The sequence below is a fragment of the Singulisphaera sp. GP187 genome, from assembly GCF_900129635.1.
Lineage (GTDB): Bacteria > Planctomycetota > Planctomycetia > Isosphaerales > Isosphaeraceae > Singulisphaera.
On sequence record NZ_FSRB01000001.1, the window covers coordinates 397,785 to 420,113 of the forward strand.

Genomic DNA, 22,329 nt, shown 5'->3' on the forward strand with positions numbered 1-22,329 from the left:
ATGTTTAGGTGAAAATAGAATTGCGGGCGGGTCGCCCGCGGTCCCAGGGAAGACCAGATCCGGTTGCGGAGGGGCGGGCGATGATGGGGGGGATCAGCGGGGATCTTCCTGAGCCGAGGGGGGACGCATCTCTTGAAGGATGGTTCGAATGACCTGCTTTTCCTCAGCGGGCAAGTAGGCATACTCTTGCGTTGTTGTTGCGGGATCGAGCGCCCGTTCCAGCTCGAGATCCACGATCTGGCGGAGCGGCTGCGGGAGGCCCGCGAAGGCCGGCGAGTCGATCATGTACGAGCAGCGGTAGCGCATGAGCCGGGTGCTCAGCTCCAGGTCACGGAGCGAATGACCGTTGGAAGCGACGCGGCGCTTGGCCAGGAAGTCGGTTTTGAACGCCTCGGCACCCGTCACGCCGCCCGGGGGAAGTGGCACCTCGTCGGCGAATAGCAGGTAGCGGACGAGGCCACGCGCCAGCGATTCCAGGTCGGGCTTGATGGCCTCGATGCGGCCGGCGTTTTCCTGGAGGAGCACCCGCGTGCGATAGGTGGCGGTGACGGCGCGGTTGGTGAATCCAACCTGGTGTTCGTGGAGGAGTTGCGGAAGGAGCTCGCTGGTCGGAATGGGATAGCGGCCCAGGTCGAACAGCTCGCCCGGCTCCATCGACCGTTGCTTGGCGCCCGACCTGGTTCGCTCGATGAGGATGTTGCCCCAGTGCTGGGAGAACCAGGGAGCCCCGGTCACCAGCCAGCCGCCGAAACGCTGGTCCAGGGGCACGCCGTGCCCGCTCAGGTCGCGCCGGAACGCTTTTTCACCGCCGCCCGTGATGCTCGGCACGACCGATTCGATCACGAGTTGCGGGATCTCGTCCATTTGCGGCGTCGCGTGGCAGGTCAAACAGGACGCGATCCGCTGGATCCGCGGCGCCTTCCCGGCGGCCGTCGGGCGGCCGAAGATGGAGAAAATGGGGCCGAGTGCGGGGTCGATCGAGACGACTTCGATCTGGCCACCCGGCACGAAGCCGACATAGGTATCATCGTTGAAGTAAAGCGCCCGCGGTCGTCGAGGCGAGATGATCGTTTTCTGGAAGCTCGTCGCCGAGGTCACCAGCATCTGCGAGGAAACGGGGATCTCGAGCGCACCCAGCACGCTCCGGAGCAACGTGAGCTCGTCTCCGGCCTCCAGAGTGATCCGGCCCGCGTCGAGGTCGGCCTTGAATCGACTGAAGCGATCGCGCGTGGGCCGCGTGTCGTAGCCGTGGACGGGATTGTTGACACCGAACACGAGCGGTTCCGCCGCGCCAACGGGTGGCTTGAGAGCGTCCGCACCCAGCAGGGCGAACACGAAGACGAGCACGAGCATGGAGGACCGTCCCCACGAGGTCACGATGCTCCGCGGCTTCCAACGAACGCTTGCTGGCTGGATCATGCCGTTCCTTTTCGAAGCGAATCGGCTCGAATCGGGAGCCGTGATGAGGCCAGCCAGCCGGCTGGCCGGGCCGGGGGATGGAGTAGTGAGCTGACCAAGCGAAACCGGGCAGCCGAAGTCGGCTGCCCGGTTGTTCCCACTCGGAGGGTCAACGTAGGGTGAGCTGGTTCAAAGCTGCTGTTACTTCGCGGTTTCAACCGTGGCGCCCGCGGCCTTCCAGCCGAAGATGCCCTTGGAGTAATGCTTGATGTTGGTATACCCCAGTTCCTTGGCGACGCGGGCCGCCGAGCGATAGGCGGTGCAGCGCTCGTTCGCGCAGTAGGCGACGATCAGGGAGGACTTGTCGGCCGGCAGCTTGGCGGCGAGGTCCTTTTCCGCCTTCTCGAAATCGATCGCGGTGGGGATGTGGCCCGCCTTGTACGAGTCCGTTCCGTTCGCGTCGAGCAGGGTCACCTTCTTGGCCTCAACGGCCGTCACCAGCTCGTCATGGGTGATGTCGGGGTAGGTCGGATCGGCGGCCTGAACGGTTCCGGCTCCGAGGACCAGGGCAACGGCCAGCGCAAAAACATGTCGCATCAAACTCTCCTTGGGTTGAGAATCTTCCCTAACGTAAAGGGAAAGGGCGTGGGGGACGAACGGGATGACACGAGGAACGCGCTAACGCTGAACCTCCAGGCGAGTGGCTGCGAGGAGCGGCCGGCCGTTCTCGGTATGCATGGTCCCTTCGGCAAGGACCTGTAAGGGAGTGCGGCCGCATCCTTGTTTGCGATTGAAATCACGGCGGACCGCATTGTCGTCCAGGAAGAGCGTTTCCTCATGCCCCTCTTCGTGAATGCGAACCGCCGGCTGACATTTCTCGGTCTGATGTAGGGTGCAATGGACGCACACGACCACCCCCCGGAGCGAGACCTGCGTCGCCCCTGGCAACCTTGATTCCAGGCTGCCGGACGAAAGGGGGACGTTGTTGACCCCGTGAGGTTTTGAGGCGAACCATTGGGAGACGAGTGCGAATGACAGCAGAACGCCCGCGGCGATTCCGGCCGCCAGCCGCCCGTACTTGCGCCGCGCCGGCGGCTCGAGGGCGAACGGGCGCGGGGGTGTCGACGCTTCCACCGCGGCCCCCTCGTCCGACGGGGCGTTGAGCCGGGACTGAACGCCTTGCCAGAACGCCTCGGGGGCTCGATGCGGCGCCAACTCTTGGGCCAAGAGATCCGAGAGCATCAGATGTTCACGCACGTCGCGGAATCGGTCCGGATCAGACTCGAGTTCCCGCCGCAGCTCCCCGGCGTCCGCTTCGGAAAGGGACCCATCGAGCAGTTGGCCGAGCAGTTCGTGGTAACGCGCCCCGGTCATGACCACATTTCCCCCATCTTGCGCTCGACACAACCCTTCACGAGCAGCCGGAGGCGGAGGAGCCTCTGACGCAGGGTGTCGGCACGCGTCTGCATTCGCGTGGCCATCGTCTCGGCGAGCTCGCCCTCGGCGTAGCGCCTGAGGAGTAACTCTCTGCCGGCTTCCGGCAATTCTTGCAAGCAAGACCGCAACGCCTCGAGCCATTCCGCCGTGGGCGTCGCCGAATCCGGTTCCGGCTCCGCCCGGTCGATCAGGAAATCAGCCAGCCCGCCCGCGAGCAGGCGGGTTCGCCGTCCGGCCTTGCGACGTTCGTTGGCGGCGAGATGTCGTGCAATTCCCCGCAGCCAGCGTCCGGCGTCACGGCTGGGATCCCACTCGTCGAGCTTACGGTAGGCAATGAGGAACGTCTCTTGAGCGAGGTCATCCACCCCGGCCTCGTTCACCCCGAGCGCACGGATGAAGGCACGGACCCCGGCCTGATAGTCTCGCACCAGCGTCTCGAGCGTGGCCACGCGAACGTCGCCCAGCGCGAGCGGATTTGACCGCGATGTCAGGCCAACCCCAGTCGACGTTTCCGGTGTGCAGACGGGTCTCGGTGGCAACTCGGTCCTCCGGAATGCCTTCCGGTCAGCAACTCCTTGCCTGGCTTTGGAGTTGCGTCGCAGCTCAATCCTCTTGCTACGGAGCAGGGGACACGGCTCGGAACAGGTCCATTCCTGGGGCTCGGCTCGACATCACTCATGACAACCCGATATTGTCGCGAGCCGATCGGGTGTGACAAAAAAAAGCGCAAAAACAAAAAAGGAACGGGAGCCCGACGAGCCTCGGAAACCCTCTGTGTTCCCCCGGTGTCGGCTTCTACCCTTCTCCCCCTGGGACCGCGGGCGTCCCGCCCGCATTTCGATTCAATTCAATGAGAATTCGATTCCATTGAAGAGCGAGTGGGACGCCCGCGGTCCCAAAGGAGGGGGGAGGGAGGGGTTGGCTGGTACGCAGGGAAGGCACGTCAGGCCCGTGCTTGGCGATGGACCTGAACGCGATCCCTACCACCCCATGAGGGCGGCAAGCCGAACGTCCACGGGATCAGGCCGTGACGCCTTCGCGCTCGAGCCGTTCCAGCTCGGCATGGCTCCGGTCCATTCGGTCGAACGTCCCTTGATCGAGGGATCGGGGATGGCTGAAGCGATCGCGCAGTTCGTTCGCGCTCACCTTGGACGCTTCTTTGAGGCTATGGCGGCTTTCCGGGGTCGCGAGGTTGGCCGCGACCGCTCCGAGTTCGGTCCCGCCGGACCCGCCGGGCCCCAGCTCGATTCCGCTGAGTGTGCACATGCTCCTGAATTTATCTTCGCCAACAAGGTTGTGAATCGCGGCGAGCGACACTGCAAAATCCTGGCGGTGCTTTAGATATTCTTTCTTCTTCCGACCACTGGCCTGATGCAAAGACTCGGAATGATCGGCGGATCCTGCCGGCTGGTCCATGTCGGAATTCCCTACGGTTTGGGCGTTGTGGGTGGTCAGTCAGTGGCCTTGCCCCCGTGGCAAGGTTTTTCGGTTTGGCTCATCGGTGTGACCCCGTCAAGTATAGGGGATTGTTTTCCATTGTCCCAGTCGACAATCGCCGGGAATCTCCCTGAGTCGGTGCCGGCGTCTCGCGTTGTGGCGAATCGTCATCGCCGGCGCGCCAGTCCGAACTAGCCTATAAAGAGACAAAGTTCGTGATTCGGGCATGTGTTCTGGCGATGGAGCCGTACCAGGGCCGGGGCGATGCGAACGCTCGGCTGGGGTGTCTGGGAAGGCTTGAGAGTTGGGTGATTCTCGGAGACCTGGGATAGGGCCTATTTGGACAGTGGTCAGAGCCCCGCCGTCGCGACGGAGCGCCGAGGTGGGGGAGGGGCCATATCAAATGATCATGGCGTTTCGTAAAACACGAAAAGGGTCGTTACGATCCACCCGCACCCGAGTGTTATTCCAAGACGATCGATCCACCCCGGTTCTTTCCTTATGGCCCCCGCCAGCCAAAATAGGAACCAGGTCGTCAGTACAGGTATTCCACTCAACGCGGCGATGTCGGGTAGCTCGCCAGCGATTTCGACGAGTAATCGGTTGAGAGACGGCTTGTGTTTTGGTAGGCCGGAAACGAATGCGAACGCGATAAATGTTGCAACGCTCGCAACAACTGACATGCATGACAGAAATCCAGCTTGCCTCATCGTTCGTTGACGGTTCGGATGCGGGGGTCGGAACCGGATCGGATAATACGCAAGGGTTAATGCCAACATAACCGGGGAGAGGTAGGCCGAGAACGAGAATACCGTCCCGAGAGGCGTGACGACGTGATTACTGAACTGGTAGCCCCACAGCCCAACCGCCGTCGCTGCGACGAGGATCATCCCATCGCCCAGGGATCATCCCATCGCCCAGATTGAACGGGCGGCACCGTCTTGAGTCGATTGGCATGTTGAGTTCCTCATTCCTGAGGCGGTCGCCGTCGGCATTCTCACGGGCTTAGGCTGACGCTTTGGAAAAGTCGAAGGAATTGGGTGGCGATCCAGAATTGAACGGTGGGGTCTGAACCACGTGCGGGGAAGTCGTGTCAGAGAGAACGGACGAGGCGAAACACGGCCTGAGGTGCCCCGATGCCTCACGAGACGAGTCCTCTTCTTTCACTGATCCTCCCGTCCGTAAGCTCATGTGGATCGAGACTCGGCCTTTCGTTCCGGCTGCTTTGTTCGCGGACCGCTTGCCACCGCCAAGACCATATCTCAGCCTCTCCCCATTCGTTCCACAGCGACAAGCATAAACGAAGGGCCTGCGAGAAGTTCATCGATCGTGGATGGACGTTTGATGGCGGTCCAATCTGCCCGGATTGTCGCAAGGGGCAGCAGGGAGATTCGCCCGATCCAAACGCGGTCGCCCGCTCACAGGAAAGCTAGGCAGGAAGCCCACTTTTCAGAGGTGGGAGGAATGCTGCGAGCTCGTGCATGTGCGTGTGTTTATTTGTAGATATGCCCTGTTTTTAGGTCTGGCCTGTGAGTGGCCAAGCAACCATCCTACGTCGGGTTGGACCAGGGAAGTGAGGCTAACCCAGCGAGGTCCCGGATGGTTGGGGGAGTCGGGTGAAGCGAGGCTGAACTCGCAACGAGTGATCTCATTCCGTAGTGAAATCGACCATCGATCTCATACCGAGGGCCGGCACTCTCCGAGCCATCTTAGACCCCTGGGTCGTCGTCCGGCTTCCTCGATGGAGCCCGATTCGATCTTGTCGTCCACGTCATGCCGAAGAAAACGACCGAGACGGTGCCGCAGAGGAGGAGTACGACGTTGTAGGTGGTCGGCGTCATCCACGCCTGACCGAAGAACGAATAGTAAGTGGGGCTTGATCGTTCGAACCTTTGCCCAAGGAGCACAAGAAGGGTGGTGGCAAGCCAGAAGTTGGCAGCAACGAAGTACCTTGTCATGTGCGTCCCCTCGGTTGGCGATCTCAAATCGCTTGGTAGGCGCGTATTCGTCGACGGTCCCACAAGATTTCAATGATGCCCTTCGCTTCATCATGTCGGATTAACAAGCTGAGACCAATTGTGCGTGCAGGACGCCGTTTGCTGCACCCCAGCTTCGAATCAGCGACTCATCGTTCTCAGGCCGACGTAGGTTGAAGAAGCGAAATTGGGGGAAGACTCGACGACGGCAGGGGGACCGAAAGGACGCTCACCTGGCGACATGCGATCCTTTGTCTCGGAAATCTCAGAAAAGGAGTTCGCCTCGGCGGGACCTGAAGGGCCGCTACTTCGACGCGACGGGCGAGGCCTTCGAGATTTTTCCCATGTGCTGGAGATAGCAAAGGGCGAAGAGGACCCCGAGGGTTGCGAGCTGGAGAATCAAAAATACCCCCTTGAAGCACAAGAGGGCATGCACCACGAACATAAACAGCCCTGCACGGTTGGCGGAGAGGGCTTTTTCATCCATGGGCAGGGTTGAGCGGAGCCACAGAGAGAAGCCCGCGATGATGACCGCGTCGACAACCGCTAGGCCGAGGATGATCAGCGTCTGGATTTCCATTGGGTGTCCTTTCGACTCAGCATCGGAACCAAGCCCTCAAACTCGGCTGATCATAAAGCCGATTCGTTGTGAAGGAGCCGAGCGATGCGTGGGTGAACTGTCCTCCTGACGGGAGAACAGTACCGGAAAATCTGTTCTCCGACGGAAGCTAAACCCTCGGCGGCGACCGATGCGTTCGAGCTTGCATCTCCTCCGACTCAAGACACTCGGCTTCTCAAAGTAACCATAATGTCGCTTGGCCCATCCTCGCCGATAAACGAGGCGAACCGATTTGTTGAAGCGTCGAAGTGCCTCAGACAAAAGTTCTCTGTCCCCGATCTCGATTCTAACGGACATGAATGGCGTCTTAGCGGCTGACGCAACGCCGGTCTTAACGTCTTGCTTCTAGGCGATTGAGAGCAATCAACGAAGAAAGCCCGCCTCATGATGAGACGGGCTTCAAAATGCCTCCCGTAGGACTCGAACCTACAACCCGCTGATTAAGAGTCAGCTGCTCTACCAATTGAGCTAGGAAGGCGGCCCTCGTTGCTGGCCGAGAGGAGGATTATGCCACAGGGTGATCGCGATTACAAGACCCTGGTGCAGACTTTCTCAGACAATCTCAGTCGACGGTTGAAATTGTTTATTTAAGCGAAAAGCGAGCTTTAAAAATGCCGTGTTCGCCCTGTCCTGGGCCACTGAGCGGGACTGAGGCGGCAAAAGATTGGGGCGGAGCCTCCGGTGGAGGGCCCCGCCCCGGGGTCGGTTTGCGGGGTGACGACTCAGGCGGGGCTGAGGTTGAACAGGTCGCGCGGGGTGTCGTGGAGGATTTGGTGGAGGAGCGCCGGGAGGTCGAATTCCTCGTAGTAGCCCGACGGGACCAGATGAGAGAGGGACGTGGCGATGGCCTTTTTGACGATTTGGAGTTTGCCGTAGGTCCATTCGACGTGGGAGGCGTCGCTCAGGAACCCGCTGAACTTCGTCATCGGCGCCATCTGTACCCGCATGCCGAAAATCTTTTCGATCGTGGCCGGGAAGAAGTTGTGGCTCCAGTAGCCCGAGGCGTACACGTTGGGGAACTTTCGGGCCAGGATGGCCGTCTCGTGGGTCAGGAGGTCGGAGGCCATCATCAGGTCGAACCGCGCGTTGCCGAAGTGGTGGAACACGCGGGTCATCTCGCTCGTCCAATTTTCCTGGAACCGCGGGATGCTCTTGCCGTCGCAGATGTTGGACTCGGCCCCCACCGTAATCTGGATCGCCTTCTGATGGTCGTGGTGCCAGCCGAGGATTTGCCAGGTGACGAACCGAACCAGCACGTCGATGTCCGGGTCGGACAGCGCACCGTTGTTCGCGGCCTGGGTCAGCACGCGCTGGGTCTCGATCGCGTCGGGGGGCAGGAGCCGCTGCTCGATCGGCAGGTGCGTGTTCGTGAATCGGACCGGCCCGGTGACCGTGCGGTCGAGCCAGTCGCGAACCAGGCGCGACAACCCTTCGGTGGTTGCGGGGCGCTCGCCGAGGAGTTGGGCGAGGGCTTCGTAGTACGCCCCCTTGGTCGTTTGGCCGGTGGTGACCCCGGGGCTGAACAGGTCGTGGACGTCGAGCCTGAACAGGACGTTGGCGGGATTCTTGGCGGGGTCTGCGCTCCGGTTCCCGAGGCTGGTCACCACGGTTTCGATATGGCAACGCTCGCCCAGCACGGTGGGGGCCCAGGTCGGGTCTTGCCCGGTCTTGGCCACGGCGTCGAAGAGGTCGCGGTAGTTCGCCTCGGTCAGGTCCGGGTCGAAGAAGTCGAAGAGGTCGCGGAAGATCCGGTAGAGGCACCAGGCCGTCGCCGTGTTGCGCATCTTGCGCAGGTACGGGATCGAGCGGCGAACCCGCTCGTCGGCGGGCAATTCCGCGGCGAAGTCGGCGGCCGGCATCCCGACGGCTCGGAGTTCGGTTTGGACCCAGTGGTAGCTCATCAAGCTCGCCAGGTCGGGCGCATTGGGCTGGTCGCAGCGGATGTGGGTGTGGGGATCGATGATCGGCGTGTCGGCGATCATTCGTTCAATGCGCTGGGCCAGGCTGGGCTCGCTCGTAAACATCGTTAGCTCGAGGGGTCTGTGCTGTGCTCGGTCGTTGAGGAGTCGGCGATTCGGTTCGAACGGCTCATCATGAAGCCCGCGCGGAGCACTGTCAATGCGAGCACAGGACGAGCCGAAGCCGTGTCAGGGCAATTTCCAGGCAATAGGCTCGGCGGGGCGTGTCGGATATAATTGGAAATCGGTGCGGAAATCGACGGTCGACTGGGCCTTACGCAGGATCAGGTCATGCGTCGTGATATGGACGACACCATCCAAGGTTGGCCGTACGAGCCGGAGCCCGGCGAAGTGATCGCGCGTGAGGTGCGGGCGCGGGACGGCCGGATGGTCGTCCAGGTCCGGGTCGAACTCGGGGTCCTTCAACTCGAGGTCGGGGGACGCCCCGACGGCACCCGTCCCCATGGCTTCCCCAGCTATCTTGACTACCTTCGCTATCGCGCCTCGGGGCGTGGCCAGACCGAGGCGGGGAAGACGACCCACTGGACGATGTCGCCCGATCACTGCGCCGAGGCCGACCGCGAGTTCGTCCAGTTCTATCATCGCCGGGTGGCCTGGCTCTCGCTCCAGCGCTACGACAAGGCGCTTTTGGATGCCGACCACACCCTGGCCCTGATGGATTTCGTCTGCAAACACGGTATCGACGACGACTATATCGCCTCGCACGAGCGGTTCCGCGGCCTTGTCCTGTTCCACCGGACCCAGGCCGCCGCCGCCCTTGCCCTCGAGCGGCGCAAGCCGGACGAGGCGATCGACGTGGTTCGCGAAGGGGCCGACCGGCTCACCACGCACCACACTCGATGGTCGGAAGAGCACAGCGACAGCGAAACCCCCAACCAGCCCCTGATCGAGCAGCTCCGCGTTCTCGAGCAGGAGATCCGCAAGAACTTCGCGGTCGAGAAGACGCTCCGCGAGCAACTCGAAGACGCCGTCGCCGAGGAAGACTACGAACTCGCCGCCAGGCTCCGCGATCAGATCCGCTTGCGGACGCGCTGAGTGAGGGGGGCGATCCGCTCAAACCGACCAGACGACGTCGGCGGCGGGGAAGATCGGGCCTTCGACGCAGACTCGGCGGAGGTCGGTCGAGCCGTCCGGCTGGCGAATCGGCGCGACGCAACTGAAGCAGGCGCCGAAGCCGCACGCCATGTGGTTTTCGAGCGACAGGTCGCAAGGAACCTCGTAGCGCTCGACGAGCCGCGACAAGGCCGCGAGCATCGGCGGCGGGCCGCAGCCGATGACCTTCGCCGGGCGCTCACCGCGCTCGAGCCGCCGCTCCAGGAGATGGGTCACGAAGCCGTGGTGCCCCGCGGTCCCGTCGTCGGTCGCCAGCTCGACGGCGATGCCGGCTCGCTCAAAGTCGTCGACCCCGGCGGCCAGCGCGGCGGTCCGCACGCCGTAGAGCAAGGTCGCCGAGGAGGCGTACCGCCCGGGAGAATTTGGACTCGCCGGTTCGGCCGCTCCGAAAGGCGCGCGGCCGAGCCACCATTTCCCGAGTGCCAGGAAGGGGGTTTGGCCGATCCCGCCGGCCACGAAGATCACGGGCCCCTCGGGAGGAGGCCCGAAGCCGTGTCCCAACGGACCCCAAACGGTGACGCGGTCGCCCGCCCGAAGCGCGGCGAGTGCCGCGGTTCCGCGACCGATCACCAGATAAACCAGATCCACCGCCGTTGCGGTTCCGCTCGCGTCGCGAGCCACGTCATAGACGGCGAACGGCCGGCCCATGAGCGGGTCGGATCCGCGCGTGCCTCGGATCATCAAGAACTGACCGGGAAGAATCACCCGGGCCATCTCGGGATCGTCGAGCCGGATCCGGAACGTCTCATGTGCGACCGTGACGTTTTCAAGCACCGTCACGGTCCGCTGGGCCACACACGCCGGGGCAACCGCTTCCAAAGTCCTGACCCTCGATTCCGAGTCCGACTTGCGTCGGTTGATGTCATTCTGTTGAGAATTGATGGCCGACGTGGGATCGCCGGTGGATCCGGGAGACTTGCTCCTGGATCCACCGGCGATTCAGAGGATCAACCATCCGGCTTCTCGCCCGAACCGGCTCATTCGTCGCCAGGCAGTTTCGGCTTAGGCTGTCGCGGGCCGAGCGCCGAACGCGGGGGGCGCCGCTTGATGATGTGCGGCTTCTCACGCGGCTGCGGCGGGCCCTCACGCTTCGGCAAGCCTTCCATCCCGATGATCCGCCGGGGGGGCGGCTCATTGCTGGGCGGCTTGCTCCGGCCCGTCTTCTTCGGTGCTCCTCCGCTCGTCGGCCGGCGCTGGGAAGAAGGAGGTCCACCCCCCGGGCGCGGCGGCCGTGACCCCGAGGAGGAAGAGGCCCCATAAGCCGGCCGTCCCGACCCCGATCCGGGGCCCGATTCCGACCGACGTTGCGAAGGCGGCGGTCCATCCGGGCGCGGGGGTCGCGACTCATAGCCACCCGATTCCGACCGACGCTGCGAAGGCGGCGGTCCATCCGGGCGCGGGGGCCGTGAATCATAGCCACCCGAGTCCGGCCGTCCCGACCCTGATCCCGAGGACGAGCGCCGCTGAGGAAGCGGTCCATCCTGACGCGGCGACCGTGGTCCCGAGGACGAAGCTCCGTAGGCGGGTCGTCCCGTTCCGGAGAACGGTCCGCGCTGCGAGGGAGGCGGTCCATCCGGTCGCGGCGGCCGTGACCCCGAAGACGAAGCTCCGTAGGCGGGTCGCCCCGTTCCTGAGAACGGTCCACGCTGGGACGGCGGCGGTCCATCCGGCCGTGGTGGCCGCGAGCCCGAAGCCCCGTAAGCGGGTCGTCCCGTTCCGGAGAACGGTCCGCGCTGCGAAGGGGGCGGTCCATCGGGGCGCGGTGGCCTCGAACCATAGCCGCCGCCACCGCCGGAGTCGGGCCGTCCCGATCCTGAACCGAACGACGGACGACGTGGTCCACCACCCGCCTGATCGCGCGGGCCCTGCGAGTACGATGATCGCTGAGGTCCACCCGAGGAGGGCGGTCCTTCTCTCCGCCCTTGCGGCGGTCGGGATCCATATCCTCCCGCGTTGAAATCGCCCGAGTCCCGGTCGCGCCGCGGTTCCGGGCCGTCCGAGGGCCTGCCACGGCCCGGAGACTGCTGGGGTGGTCGCCGACTATTGCTCTGGAATCGCGTGGGGGCCATGGCCTGGCCCGAGGCGATCCGGTGGAGCATCTCGACTTCATTCTGCGAGAGCGGGCGATATTCGCCGAATGCGAGGCCCTTGAGCGTGATGGGGCCGACCGCGATCCGGGTCAGGGACATGACCTTGTGCCCGAGTTGCGCCAACATCCGGCGCACCTCGCGATTCTTCCCTTCGGCGAGGACGATCTCGAGGATCGTCGACTGCCCCTTCTTGCCGACCACGCGAACGCGTCGGGCGCGGACCTTGCCTTCCGCCAGCCAGACTCCGTCGATCAGCTTGTCGAGCACCTCGCGTTCGGGGCTTCCGGCCACGATAACGCGGTAGAGCTTCTCGACGCCGAACTTGGGGTGCGCCAACTTATTGGCGAGCTCGCCGTCGTTGGTCAGGAGAATCAGCCCCGTGCTCATCTCGTCGAGGCGGCCGACGGTATAGACGCGCTGGGGCATCTCGGGAAGGATGTCGACCACCCGGGGGCGGCCGGCCGGGTCGTTATTGGTGGAGACGTACCCCTTGGGCTTGGAGACCGCGTAATAGACCATCCGCTCGAGATGGATGGTCTGACCGTCGACGGCGATCTTGGCCTGCCGCGCGTCCACCTTGGTTCCGAGCTCTTTGACGACTTGACCGTCAACCGTCACCCGCCCTTGGCGGATGACATCCTCGCAGGCGCGTCGCGAGCCGATTCCGGCGTGCGCGAGAATTTTTTGCAGTCGCTCCACACCCGCCGGCGTTTCCTGCCCCTCAGCTCGGGGATTGGGAGACTGCCTCTGTTGCGGGGGACGACCGGCCCTTGGTCTGCGATCTGGACCGTTGTTTCCCCGTTCTTCCGGCCGTGGGGGCCGTCGATTGGCCATGATGATCCGATCCTGAACAGGTTCAGGTCCCGTGAACTTCGCGCAAAAAAAGACGAACGCTTGAGCGTTCCTTAACCTGTATAATACGCCTCGCCCCGCCCATTTGTCCAGGGATCAGCCGTTGTCGACGCCTCCTCAAAGAAAAAGGCCCCTCGTTTGCCCGACAAAGGCTTGCGTCCGCGGCCTTGGGAAGTTAATCTAACATCCGTCAGTCACCCGGGGCGGTAGCTCAATTGGGAGAGTGTCGCGTTCGCAATGCGAAGGTTGAGGGTTCGATCCCCTTCCGCTCCACTGACTCGATCAAAAGCCACTTGCGATTCTTCGCAAGTGGCTTTTTTTTATTGGCTGCGATCTTCAAACCGCGTGACTTGCCATGCCACGGATCGATCAGCTCGATGCGCCGAGCCCGACCGAGCGGGAGGCGATCCTGGCCCCGCTCGACGCCTTCAGCCGGGCGCAGGGTTTCATCTGGCAGCCGGAACCGTTGACGCTCGTGTTGCGCGACGACGAGGGCCGGATCGTGGGAGGGGCGATCGGCGAGACCAACTGGGGCTGGCTTCATCTGACCGTCCTCGCGGTGTCGCAAGACCTTCGCGGCCAAGGTTGGGGGAGTCGCTTGGTTCGGGAGATGGAGCGGCTCGCGCGGGACCGAGGTTGCCATCATGTCTGGGTCGACACGTTCAGCTTTCAGGCTCGCCCCTTTTACGAGCGGCTCGGGTTTACGGTTTTCGGTACGTTGCCCAATTATCCCGCCAGGCAGGAGCGATACTTTCTCTCCAAGCCGCTCGAACGGTCGGAAGAGCGAGACAGACCCTGAGAGCCGCCGCCTCGCCGCCGCGGAGAAACTCATATATTTGCATGGCGTCGACTTTGTGAATCCCGATGCGATGGCCTGGAAATCGCTGGGTCGCGGGATGATGATACTCCGGACGCGTTACAGTCGATGAGCCGAGAGCATCGGTGAGGTCGCCACGATCGGGTGGGGTCAGACGTCGTGGCCAGGCACTTCAGCAGGGTAGGTTGGGACGTTTAGGAAGGTTGTCGCTCGGCTTTCTGAACTGAATGGGCTATCCACACTCCCTACTTTGCACAGTTTAGGTGCCTGGCCCATGGGCTTCCCCGTGGGCCTCCGTCAGCAAGCTCCGCTTCGTGCCCAACTTGCGCCGGTCGGTCGGGTTCGTAACGGTCCGCTCGCCACCCAGCGGGGTTTTGGTCATCGCCCCGTCCATCGCCAGCGAGGACCAGTCCAGCCCCTTCAAGGCGTTGTCCTCCAGTAGCCCTTCGACTCAGAGGGTGACGAATACGCCCGCCGCTGTTCACTCTTAAGTGGTGCATCCGCCAAGTCAGCTGACACATGGGACGATCGCAATTCCCGGCTGGCGGCGCTGTCGGTGGCGCCGCCTCCGGCCCCAGATGAAGGGGTGCCGGTGCTGGATCCAGTAGGCGGTGGACGCCGCCACCGCCTCGCAAATCTCCTCCCAGGTCTCGAACCGAAGCCCCTTCAAGGCCAGCGACTGGAGCACCTTCCATCACGATTCGATCAGGTTCAGGTACGCCGCGTACTTCGGTTGAAATACGAACTCCCAACGCGGGTGCTCCAAGGCGAACAGCAGTACGTCCAGGGCCTGATGCGTCGAGAGATTGTCAACCACGACATACACGCGACTCACCTCGGCAGGAATCCAGGCCTTGGCCCGCTCCAGGAAGTCGACCCAGGTCGCGGTGCTGCGACCGGTATAGGGGTGGGTCAAGGCTTCCCCGGTCGCCGGTCGGAACGCTCCGAAGATGTAGCCCTTGCCACGGCGGCCATAGTCAATCTCTTGTCGGGCCCGCTCACGGACGGGGAGGGGCTGCGTTTCGGTCGTCACCGGGAGTTCGGCGTGGACGAGTTGCTCGCCGGGGAAGCTCTTGGCCGACTCGGGTCCCATCTCGTCGAGGCAGACGACGACGGAGCCTTCCGGCGGCTTGGTGTAGAGCGTCTCCAGAGCCCCCTTTTTGGGCGAACTCGGGGTCCACACGCTTGCCGAACCAGGTCTCCTGATGGTGCCATCGCAGCCCTTCTGCCACCAAGATCTCGCCGATCCGGCTGCGTTTGATCGGGATTCCCAGCTGCTCCTTGAAGTAGGCCCGGAGCCGATCGAGAGTCCAGCAGGCGAAGGGCAACCCGAGGCGATGGGGGGCGGTCATAGCGGTGGCGATGAGCTTGGCCCGGTGGTCGGCGGTGTAGGTCGGGGGCCGTCCCGAGCGGGGCTGATCCTCCAATCCGCCGGCCCCCTGGTCATTGAAGCGACGGATCCAGGTGTAGACGGTGGGGCGTGAGATCCCTAACTGGCGGGCCACTGCGCTGGGCCGTTGCCCTGCCGCAATGGGCAACAAGATCTGGGCCCGCACGACCGAACGGGCGGGGGCGGTGCGCGAGGCGGCCAGTTGCTCAAGCGTCAGAAGTTCCTCGGCAGTCAATTTCCGAAGTGCGAGTTTGGCGGATGTCATGGGTGTATGCCCCCTCTGGCACGCAGGCTAAACCCTTTCTACGCTCAGCCAAAGGCGTCAGTTCACTTGCCGGATGCACCACTTAGAACCGGAGGTGGGCCGAACTGCTCGAGCAGATGCCGGTGACGTTCAGGGCGTTCCACTGGCAACCGGTGCGAAGGACGAAGAAGATCGCGTCCAGAACCTGGCGTTCATTGACCCGGTGTATGGCACCCCACGCGGTGCGGCGGCAACAGCGACTCGATCCGCCCCAAGAGGGTGTCGGGGATGCGCTATGGATTATCGAGGACGGGGACGGCAGGCAACTTCAAGGCGGCCCGGACCTTGGGCATGATATGATCTCCTGTGGCAGTCACTATCTCCAGAAAATTCTATAGTTCCGGCCTACCGGATTACGCTCTCAGTCCGAGACCGTAACAGTGAACTGCGGACTTGTACAGGTAGCGAGGAAGTGGTAGGCTCATATCAATCGCGTGCCTTAACCACGCCACAAGCTGATCCGGGGCCGGTTTGCCGTGCCTCGGCTCGTCGCCCTCGTCCGGAGGTTAAGGCCCGGATGCGGGCGTTATTGTTCGTGAGTGTTTGGAATTCTCCGATGAATTATACTAGGCAGGCAGATTGGATAGTGACTGGGCTGCTGCTACTGGGGATTCTGGCGGCGCCAGCAATTGCGTTATCTGTCGCTTACGTTTCGATAGGTTATCACGGTTTGCGCGGGGGACTTTGGTAGGTGTGGTAGTGTTTTTTGTGCAGGTGTTCTCTATTCTTGGCGTCACCTACCTGAACCGTCCGAGGGTTCAAAGTGAGACAAAATTATGGATGTATATGGTTGGGTCGTTGTTGGCAGGGTTTTCCTTGACAGCATCCGGTTCATTCAAAGAAATGCTTGCTATAGAATTGGTTGGTAGAATGGGAGCATTTGGCTGGAAGTTTCCATCTGTGCAAGCAAACGAGAGTCTGTTTTTAAATTATGTGTTGTTTTGTTCAGGAATTGTGGCACTTGCGCTGTTTTGGGTATGGAGGCCGCGTCAAGCAATTACCAATCCCGTCGGTCGCGATGTTGCAGATAGGGGACGCGACGAGAGGTTGAGTAAGGAGGATTTTCGGAGGGCACTCAGTCGCTACTGTGGATCATTAGTTGATTATCTTAATAACTACGATAGAGAGGTGAATTGGTCTGATAGAGATTATAGCCCTCTTGAAGCTGAGGTTGAGACCGAGGTATCTGGGCGTCTCCGGCCCAAGGTCGTCGTAAACCTAGTGGAGGCTGTGCGCCGGGATCGTGGGTCGCAGACATTTGTAGTCATAGGGGATCCTGGTTCAGGAAAAAGTGTCTCGCTGAGGAATCTGGTGCGATGTCTTTCCAGTGAGGCTGAACATACTGGGGTGGTTCCAGTCTACGTTAACCTTCGCGAGTTTCCTGCAGGTGTTCAAATTTCCGTGAATGGGCTAGTGCAATTTGCTCGCGAGTCTGTCCGATTGCAGACTGGCAGGGATGGAGAAGCGTTTTTGAATGGATGGTACGAAGATTTTCGACTAAGAGGAAAACTGTTCTTTGTTATAGATTCATTTGACGAAATGCCGCAGATACTTGATGCTGACGAGCGAAGTGATGCGCATAAAAATATTTGTTTGCAATTTGACCGCTTGTTTACTCAGGAGATTCGGGCTTGTAGAAAAGTTCTTGCCTCTCGCGAATATCGGTCGCCTTTAAATGTGCAGGGGGCTCGGCTTGTGATTCGTCCTCTGACCGAGAAACAAGTACGTCGCGTGGTAGGCTCGCGAGTGCTAGGACGAGGCTTTGATCCAAACGAATTTGTACGGAGGGTTTTTCGCGAGAGGCCGGAACTTGCGTCTTTGCTCCGAAATCCATTTACAGCGGAACTTTTGACGGATTTTGCTAGAGACAGGAATGGTGAATTGCCATCATGCATGTTTGATATATTTAATGCTTATGTGAATTCAAGATTAATTAATGATGAGCCGATGTTGATTGAGCGGTCAAATGTTTCTGCCAGCGAAGTTCGGAAAGCGGCTCAGCAATTGGCGCTAGCAATCTTTACTGATAATCGTGGTTTGGAAACCAGTGCTGCCTGGGCGGTGACTTTCCTTGACCAAGACTTCGAAGGCCAGGGGCAAAGTCTAGTAGATGGTTTAAAGTATGCCCGCTTGGCACGTGTAGGAGGGCATGGACGTGTGGCGTTTTCATTTGCCCATCGCCGATTCGCGGAATTCTTCGCAGTTGAAGCGATGCAGTCATCAGGCAGACCTGCCCCTCTTGAGCAAATACCAACCGACTCCCGTTGGCGTGATGGTCTCGTTATGTATTGCGGTGTCGCTGCGGAACAGGAACGCGTTCGAGTCGCAGAGTTTTGTTGGGAACGTATCCTTCAGCAATCCCCAGCATTAGCTTCGGGCCAGGTTGAAGAAGCTCGAGAAGCGATCCATTGCCTCAGATTTTTAGTGGCCGCATTCCAAAGCGACACTATTCCTGTGGCTAAATTTAATAGTAAGCTAGGGCTTATGTTAAGGAGAATCCTCAAGAAACAGTCCTTTAGCGGTCATGCACGGCCCAATTGTACATTGGCGTCGAAGTTGGCAGCTGAAGCTATTCCATTGGTAGATGGGCAGAACCAGCAACGGGCAATTTTGCAAGCCATGGGAAATAGAAGTCTTTGGGTTCAAGAGACGACTGTTGATGCTTGTCGTAATCTTCCTAGCCTTAGCGAAGTGACTGCAAAGTCGGTTCGTACGTTTTACAGAATGAAGCCGATTTTGGAAAAGGTGCAAAACTTCGCTGACTTGGATTTTGCGCTCAGTCTCTCCGAAGCATTTCGTCCCATCCGCCTCGCATACTGGGGTGACATTTTGGAAGGTGTTTTGTTGGCTCTTATTGCTATTGTCTTGACCATTGCGATCATACGTTCCGCACATCTCGCCTGCAATTTCTCGGAATTTTCACCTCCTGCTATTTCTGGCATACGCTGATGTATTGGCTCCCGCGACCCGCTCCTTCCATGATCTCCGCCACTGACTTGCTCACATCACGCCTCCTCGTCCCGCCAACCCATCGTGATCGTTCCCCATCGATTCTTCGCTTGTTTCCCATGCAAGGCAATGTCCCAACCGTTCCCTGCCTCCTTTCGGAGTCAAACTTGAGGATTCGCTTTTGACGTAAGTCTTGCGGGCCTAGACTTACGTCAAGGCGTAATTATTTCTGCAAGTCAACAAAATTTTCCACCTTGACCCGCTCGACTCTCGGACAATCATGCCGACGGGAATCACAACCCGACGCCTGTCGCCAATCGCGGGCATGTCGAGGACGATTTGATCCCTCTCGAGGCCATGGTCCATGCCAGAACAAAAACGACCGCGCCAGTCGAATCCCGCTCCCGATCTCAGTCCCGGCGAGGCGGCCCACACCGGCGGTCAGTCCCTCAAGTCCTTCCGGCTCGGCGCCCTTCCCATCCTCGATCGGATCATCCGCCGACTTCGACTGGATGACTTCCTCCGCCAATACCTTCCCCCCGAGGATGCCCGCCAAAAGATCGCCACCTCCACCGGCCTCCTTCTCTTGCTCAAGAACCTTCTCGTCTCCCGTGAACCCATGTATGGCGTCGGCCAATGGGCGAGTCGCCACCCCGCCGAGTGGTTCGCTCTGACCCCGGCCCAACTGCCCCACTGGAACGACGACCGCGTCGGACGTTGTCTCGACCGACTCTTCGACGCCAATGTCCCCTCGTTCACCCTGGCCGTCGCCACCCATGCCGTGGCGGAGTTCAACGTCGCATTGGACGAACTCCATAACGACTCGACCACAATCACCTTCCACGGCGACTATCGCGAGGCGGCCCAAGAGGACCTGATGCGGGGCCAGAAGACCCAGGCCATTACCTGGGGGCACAACAAGGATCATCGCCCTGACCTCAAACAACTGCTCTACGTCCTGACCGTCACTCGCGATGGCGGCGTACCGGTTCACTTCCGCGTCGAAAGCGGGAATACCACCGACGACCGCACTCATCGTGCCACCTGGGACCTGCTGTGCCAGTTGACCGGGCGACGGGACTTTCTCTATGTGGCCGACTGCAAGCTCGCCACCGCCGAGAACATGGCTTACCTGCACCAGCACGGCGGCCGATTCCTGAGCATCCTGCCTCGTACCCGCTCCGAAGATGGCGAATTCCGCGCGTTGTTGTACCAGGACCAGGTGACCTGGAAGCCGATCCATGAGAAGCGGGATGAGAAGGGAGTTCTCCTGGAACGCTACAGCGTGGCCGACCAGGCGACCCTCAGTGCCGAGGGCTACCGTCTGATCTGGTGTCACAGCACACGGAAAGCGGAAGTCGACGCATCATCACGTCATCAGCAAGTGGAGCGTGCGTTGCTGGCGTTGTCGGAACTGCGGTTAAAACTCAGCTCGCCGCGTAGCCGCTATCGCCAACTCGGAAAGGTCAAGGAGGCGGTCGCGGCCATCCTGGAGCCGCGGGACTTGGCCCGGTGGATCACAGTCGAAGTCGTGGAAAAACGGGAGGAAACTTACCGTCAGGAGGGGCGTGGCCGTCCCAACGACAAGACGCGCTACGTGAAAGAGGAGACCGTTCGCATCGCATTGACTTACCGCATCGACCATGTTGCTCTCGCGGCGGAAATGTGCGTCGACGGTGTCTTTCCCCTAATCACCAACGAGTTATTGCTTACTGAGGAAGAATTGCTATTAGCATACAAGCGTCAGCCGGTAATCGAGAAGCGGTTTTCGCAACTCAAGACAGACTTCGAAGTGGCTCCCGTGTACCTGCAGAACGTGGGGCGGATCCAGTCGCTGCTTTGCGTCTATTTCTTGGCCCTGTTGACCGAGGCGCTGCTGGAGCGGGAACTGCGTGCGGCGATGAAACGCGATGGTGTGAAGAGTGTGCCTCTGTACCCGGAAGGTCGAGCGTGCCATCGCCCGACGGCACGTCGGGTGATTGATTTGTTCGAGGAGGTGCAGCGTCATCAGCTGATCGTGGAGGGGCAAGCGCCAGTGGAATTCACGACCGAGCTCTCCAAGTTGCAACGCCAGATTCTGAACCTGCTTGGCATGGCGACGGCCTACGATCGCTGAAATTGCAGGCCGCCGGAAATTCGGAGATAATGAACCAGAGATGTGCGGAACGTAGGTTGCGATCTTCGTCACACATCCTTTTGAGGCCATTCCGGGATTCTTTTTTTTGCCATTTCTATTCTGCATATCCACGGCCGGAAGTGCGATTATTTCTTCAAGATGGCTAGGGAGACCTTATACCTGGCGTTGGGGTTTTTCTGCCGATAATCCGCTTTCCAGTCGCGGAGTGGCTAAGAATTTGAGGGCACCATTTGCGAGGATATATTGGAAATTGGGCCGTCACGATGCTGTAAGCTTGTTGGTAACATTTTTATATATTGGGATTCTTGGTGTTTACGTGAATATGTCGCGACCTCCGTCGGCAAGAGGGTGGTTGCACGATTTGTTTGATCTCTCCTATTGGCCATTGGCATTTAATGATGTGTTTAAGGCTATTGATGTTAGGAAATCGGGCGAGCATGCTTTTGGGAACTCGATGGGGCAAAATGGTGTTTTTGTTGCGTTGTTTAGTGCTATTATTCTCTCGGTAGTAGGCTGGGAAACCGTGTGGGCTATCTGTCGACGCTTTTTGAGAATATTGCTAAGTGCAGATATCGCTAGTATGCTCGTTTTTGCAAGGCGTACATGGATTGGCGGTTTCATGTTTGGGGTGATGCTGTTGGTGGTTTCGCTGATTTTTTTCTTTGCTGGGCGGATTGTGATGATAATTGGTTTTATTTATATGAGTGTTCATGTGATTGTTGGTTTGGTGGTACTGGTTTATGTGGTGGTCCAAATGGCGTGGCGATATCATTGCGATCAGGCGATTCTGGCTTACGGTTTGCCTGAGCAAACGACAGAGGAGCAAACGATTGCTACTCTGAAGAGGCTGCGTTCGGTTAGAGGACGCCGTGACTATTTGCAAGCCTTGTTGGCTCGCCGTGTTCCACTCCTCGGAAACATTCCTCAGGAGTCGTCTCGTCAAAGTAAGCAGGTTTTGGATGATGGAGAATTGATTGTGTTCCGCAACTCAGGAGTTGCGGAAGATTGGGCTAAGCTTCGTGAGTTTTGGCTGGGGCTTTCGCATTGATGAATAGAATGTCGCGACCTGTGGCTCGATCGGTCTCACGAATTATGTTGAGCCTTTTGTTGAATTTAAGCCTCTCCAAGCATTGGCACGCATGGTCGCGTGTGTTGTGTTGCCTGATGCAACTATGTCTGCTGTGGTGATCTCTTGCTGTCTGCAAGCGGTACTGCATGTGTGGTAACAGTTTGGTTTCTATTCTGCTAGGTCTCGGTCTCGTAAGGCCAAGGAATTACGATTTTAATTCTCGATTGAGCCTCGGAGTGATGTCGATGATGTCGGGCGCCATTGTCGGCGAACTGGTCAAGAACCTCGGCGACTTCCTCGCTCCGCGGCCGATCGTCGGAACGTTGCGCGACGACGAGGGCCGGATCGTGGGAGGGGCGATCGGCGAGACCAACTGGGGCTGGCTTCATTTGACCGTCCTCGCGGTGTCGCAAGACCTTCGCGGCGAAGGTTGGGGGAGTCGCTTGGTTGGGGAGATGGAGCGGCTTGCGCGGGACCGGGGCTGCCATCATGTCTGGGTCGACACGTTCAGCTTTCAGGCTCGCCCCTTTTACGAACGGCTCGGATTCACGGTTTTCGGTACGTTGCCCAATTATCCCGCCGGGCAGGAACGATACTTTCTCTCCAAGCCGCTCAAACGGTCGGAAGAGCGAGACAGAACCTGAGAGTCGCCGCCGGGTGGCACGCAACGTCAGTAACTCGGCGTCGTCAACAACGGATGTAACTCTCACCGGACCAGAGAATTACTGCCGCTCCGTGGCTGCGGTTCGTTCGAGAGAAGGG

General features: G+C 60.3%; 18 protein-coding genes, 2 tRNA genes and 4 pseudogenes. 9 read left to right on the forward strand and 15 right to left on the reverse strand.

The features are described 5' to 3' along the window. Positions 1-93 precede the first annotated feature (93 nt). Positions 94-1,353 (reverse strand): hypothetical protein, encoded by a 1,260-nt coding sequence (locus tag BUS42_RS01680; RefSeq protein ID WP_173878232.1) that lies wholly within the window; start codon positions 1,351-1,353, stop codon positions 94-96. Here BUS42_RS01680 and BUS42_RS44060 point away from each other — a divergent pair. Beyond that, positions 1,352-1,513: a hypothetical protein gene (locus BUS42_RS44060; protein WP_173878233.1), complete on the forward strand. Its 162-nt coding sequence runs from the start codon at positions 1,352-1,354 to the stop codon at positions 1,511-1,513. The genes BUS42_RS01680 and BUS42_RS44060 overlap by 2 nt on opposite strands. 86 nt (positions 1,514-1,599) lie before the next feature. Here the strand turns inward: BUS42_RS44060 and BUS42_RS01685 are convergent, their stop codons facing one another. The 7 genes from BUS42_RS01685 to BUS42_RS01725 form a co-directional block, all read right to left on the reverse strand. Further along, positions 1,600-1,995: a rhodanese-like domain-containing protein gene (locus BUS42_RS01685; protein WP_074304710.1), complete on the reverse strand. Its 396-nt coding sequence runs from the start codon at positions 1,993-1,995 to the stop codon at positions 1,600-1,602. An 81-nt stretch (positions 1,996-2,076) separates the two neighbouring features. Next, positions 2,077-2,772, reverse strand: coding sequence for an anti-sigma factor family protein (locus BUS42_RS01690; protein WP_074304711.1), 696 nt, complete (start codon positions 2,770-2,772; stop codon positions 2,077-2,079). Next, positions 2,769-3,374: a sigma-70 family RNA polymerase sigma factor gene (locus tag BUS42_RS01695; protein ID WP_254053238.1), complete on the reverse strand. Its 606-nt coding sequence runs from the start codon at positions 3,372-3,374 to the stop codon at positions 2,769-2,771. The genes BUS42_RS01690 and BUS42_RS01695 overlap by 4 nt, the downstream gene beginning before the upstream one ends. Positions 3,375-3,855: 481 nt before the next feature. Then, positions 3,856-4,251, reverse strand: a complete 396-nt coding sequence (locus BUS42_RS01700; protein ID WP_254053239.1) for a hypothetical protein — start codon at positions 4,249-4,251, stop codon at positions 3,856-3,858. 2,301 nt (positions 4,252-6,552) lie between these two features. Continuing rightward, positions 6,553-6,828: a hypothetical protein gene (locus tag BUS42_RS01715; protein ID WP_074304716.1), complete on the reverse strand. Its 276-nt coding sequence runs from the start codon at positions 6,826-6,828 to the stop codon at positions 6,553-6,555. A gap of 444 nt (positions 6,829-7,272) precedes the next feature. Continuing rightward, positions 7,273-7,345: transfer RNA gene (locus BUS42_RS01720), tRNA-Lys, on the reverse strand. Positions 7,346-7,589: 244 nt separating this feature from the next. Next, positions 7,590-8,891, reverse strand: coding sequence for a hypothetical protein (locus tag BUS42_RS01725; protein WP_074304718.1), 1,302 nt, complete (start codon positions 8,889-8,891; stop codon positions 7,590-7,592). Positions 8,892-9,116: 225 nt separating this feature from the next. Between BUS42_RS01725 and BUS42_RS01730 the strand changes: the two genes are divergently transcribed. Then, entirely contained in the window at positions 9,117-9,881 is a 765-nt protein-coding gene (locus tag BUS42_RS01730) for a UvrB/UvrC motif-containing protein (RefSeq protein ID WP_074304720.1), read from the forward strand. Positions 9,882-9,899: 18 nt separating this feature from the next. Here the strand turns inward: BUS42_RS01730 and BUS42_RS01735 are convergent, their stop codons facing one another. Then, a complete protein-coding gene (locus BUS42_RS01735; RefSeq protein WP_074304721.1) occupies positions 9,900-10,778 on the reverse strand; it encodes a dihydroorotate dehydrogenase electron transfer subunit in 879 nt (292 codons plus the stop codon). 349 nt (positions 10,779-11,127) lie between these two features. On the opposite strand from BUS42_RS01735, the gene BUS42_RS44630 reads away from it, so the two are divergent. Continuing rightward, complete coding sequence (locus BUS42_RS44630; RefSeq protein ID WP_254053240.1) at positions 11,128-11,916, forward strand: hypothetical protein; 789 nt, start codon at positions 11,128-11,130, stop codon at positions 11,914-11,916. 214 nt (positions 11,917-12,130) lie between these two features. Here BUS42_RS44630 and BUS42_RS46245 read toward each other — a convergent pair. Continuing rightward, positions 12,131-12,883 (reverse strand): annotated as a pseudogene (locus BUS42_RS46245) (pseudouridine synthase); the annotation flags it as partial. Between the two features lie 218 nt (positions 12,884-13,101). Here BUS42_RS46245 and BUS42_RS01745 point away from each other — a divergent pair. Continuing rightward, a tRNA-Ala gene (locus tag BUS42_RS01745) sits at positions 13,102-13,174 on the forward strand. A gap of 82 nt (positions 13,175-13,256) precedes the next feature. Then, positions 13,257-13,700: a GNAT family N-acetyltransferase gene (locus tag BUS42_RS01750; protein ID WP_074304726.1), complete on the forward strand. Its 444-nt coding sequence runs from the start codon at positions 13,257-13,259 to the stop codon at positions 13,698-13,700. A gap of 301 nt (positions 13,701-14,001) precedes the next feature. Here BUS42_RS01750 and BUS42_RS42445 read toward each other — a convergent pair. From BUS42_RS42445 to BUS42_RS41680, 5 genes and pseudogenes are all read right to left on the reverse strand, one after another. After that, positions 14,002-14,142: pseudogene (locus BUS42_RS42445) on the reverse strand (IS5/IS1182 family transposase); the annotation flags it as partial. A gap of 84 nt (positions 14,143-14,226) precedes the next feature. Then, positions 14,227-14,406, reverse strand: coding sequence for a hypothetical protein (locus BUS42_RS44220; protein ID WP_216820996.1), 180 nt, complete (start codon positions 14,404-14,406; stop codon positions 14,227-14,229). Between the two features lie 6 nt (positions 14,407-14,412). Continuing rightward, a complete protein-coding gene (locus BUS42_RS44225) occupies positions 14,413-14,901 on the reverse strand; it encodes a transposase (RefSeq protein WP_254053242.1) in 489 nt (162 codons plus the stop codon). A gap of 109 nt (positions 14,902-15,010) precedes the next feature. Further along, positions 15,011-15,373, reverse strand: a pseudogene (locus BUS42_RS46250) (helix-turn-helix domain-containing protein); the annotation flags it as partial. Positions 15,374-15,458: 85 nt separating this feature from the next. Further along, a pseudogene (locus BUS42_RS41680) lies at positions 15,459-15,642 on the reverse strand (transposase); the annotation flags it as partial. Positions 15,643-16,105: 463 nt separating this feature from the next. On the opposite strand from BUS42_RS41680, the gene BUS42_RS01770 reads away from it, so the two are divergent. The 4 genes from BUS42_RS01770 to BUS42_RS01785 all read left to right on the forward strand — a co-directional run bounded on the left by BUS42_RS01770 (position 16,106) and on the right by BUS42_RS01785 (position 22,211). Next, the gene (locus BUS42_RS01770; protein WP_143206212.1) at positions 16,106-18,361 is read left to right on the forward strand and encodes an NACHT domain-containing protein; all 2,256 of its coding nucleotides are present in this window, start codon (positions 16,106-16,108) and stop codon (positions 18,359-18,361) included. A gap of 364 nt (positions 18,362-18,725) precedes the next feature. Beyond that, on the forward strand, positions 18,726-20,477 hold the full coding sequence (locus BUS42_RS01775) for an IS1634 family transposase (RefSeq protein WP_083670021.1): 1,752 nt from the start codon (positions 18,726-18,728) through the stop codon (positions 20,475-20,477). A gap of 271 nt (positions 20,478-20,748) precedes the next feature. Further along, the gene (locus BUS42_RS42450; RefSeq protein ID WP_143206213.1) at positions 20,749-21,546 is read left to right on the forward strand and encodes a hypothetical protein; all 798 of its coding nucleotides are present in this window, start codon (positions 20,749-20,751) and stop codon (positions 21,544-21,546) included. Between the two features lie 266 nt (positions 21,547-21,812). Continuing rightward, complete coding sequence (locus tag BUS42_RS01785; protein WP_074310572.1) at positions 21,813-22,211, forward strand: GNAT family N-acetyltransferase; 399 nt, start codon at positions 21,813-21,815, stop codon at positions 22,209-22,211. Positions 22,212-22,329 lie beyond the last annotated feature (118 nt).

What these genes read in the sequence shown, in the direction of transcription:
- BUS42_RS01775 (WP_083670021.1), top strand. Translation starts at nt 18,726, where the DNA reads ATGCCAGAACAAAAACGACCGCGCCAGTCGAATCCCGCTCCCGATCTC.
- BUS42_RS01725 (WP_074304718.1), bottom strand. Translation starts at nt 8,891, where the DNA reads ATGTTTACGAGCGAGCCCAGCCTGGCCCAGCGCATTGAACGAATGATC.
- BUS42_RS01785 (WP_074310572.1), top strand. Translation starts at nt 21,813, where the DNA reads ATGATGTCGGGCGCCATTGTCGGCGAACTGGTCAAGAACCTCGGCGAC.
- BUS42_RS01715 (WP_074304716.1), bottom strand. Translation starts at nt 6,828, where the DNA reads ATGGAAATCCAGACGCTGATCATCCTCGGCCTAGCGGTTGTCGACGCG.
- BUS42_RS44060 (WP_173878233.1), top strand. Translation starts at nt 1,352, where the DNA reads ATGGAGGACCGTCCCCACGAGGTCACGATGCTCCGCGGCTTCCAACGA.
- BUS42_RS01750 (WP_074304726.1), top strand. Translation starts at nt 13,257, where the DNA reads ATGCCACGGATCGATCAGCTCGATGCGCCGAGCCCGACCGAGCGGGAG.
- BUS42_RS01700 (WP_254053239.1), bottom strand. Translation starts at nt 4,251, where the DNA reads ATGGACCAGCCGGCAGGATCCGCCGATCATTCCGAGTCTTTGCATCAG.
- BUS42_RS01730 (WP_074304720.1), top strand. Translation starts at nt 9,117, where the DNA reads ATGCGTCGTGATATGGACGACACCATCCAAGGTTGGCCGTACGAGCCG.
- BUS42_RS01690 (WP_074304711.1), bottom strand. Translation starts at nt 2,772, where the DNA reads ATGACCGGGGCGCGTTACCACGAACTGCTCGGCCAACTGCTCGATGGG.
- BUS42_RS01685 (WP_074304710.1), bottom strand. Translation starts at nt 1,995, where the DNA reads ATGCGACATGTTTTTGCGCTGGCCGTTGCCCTGGTCCTCGGAGCCGGA.
- BUS42_RS01680 (WP_173878232.1), bottom strand. Translation starts at nt 1,353, where the DNA reads ATGCTCGTGCTCGTCTTCGTGTTCGCCCTGCTGGGTGCGGACGCTCTC.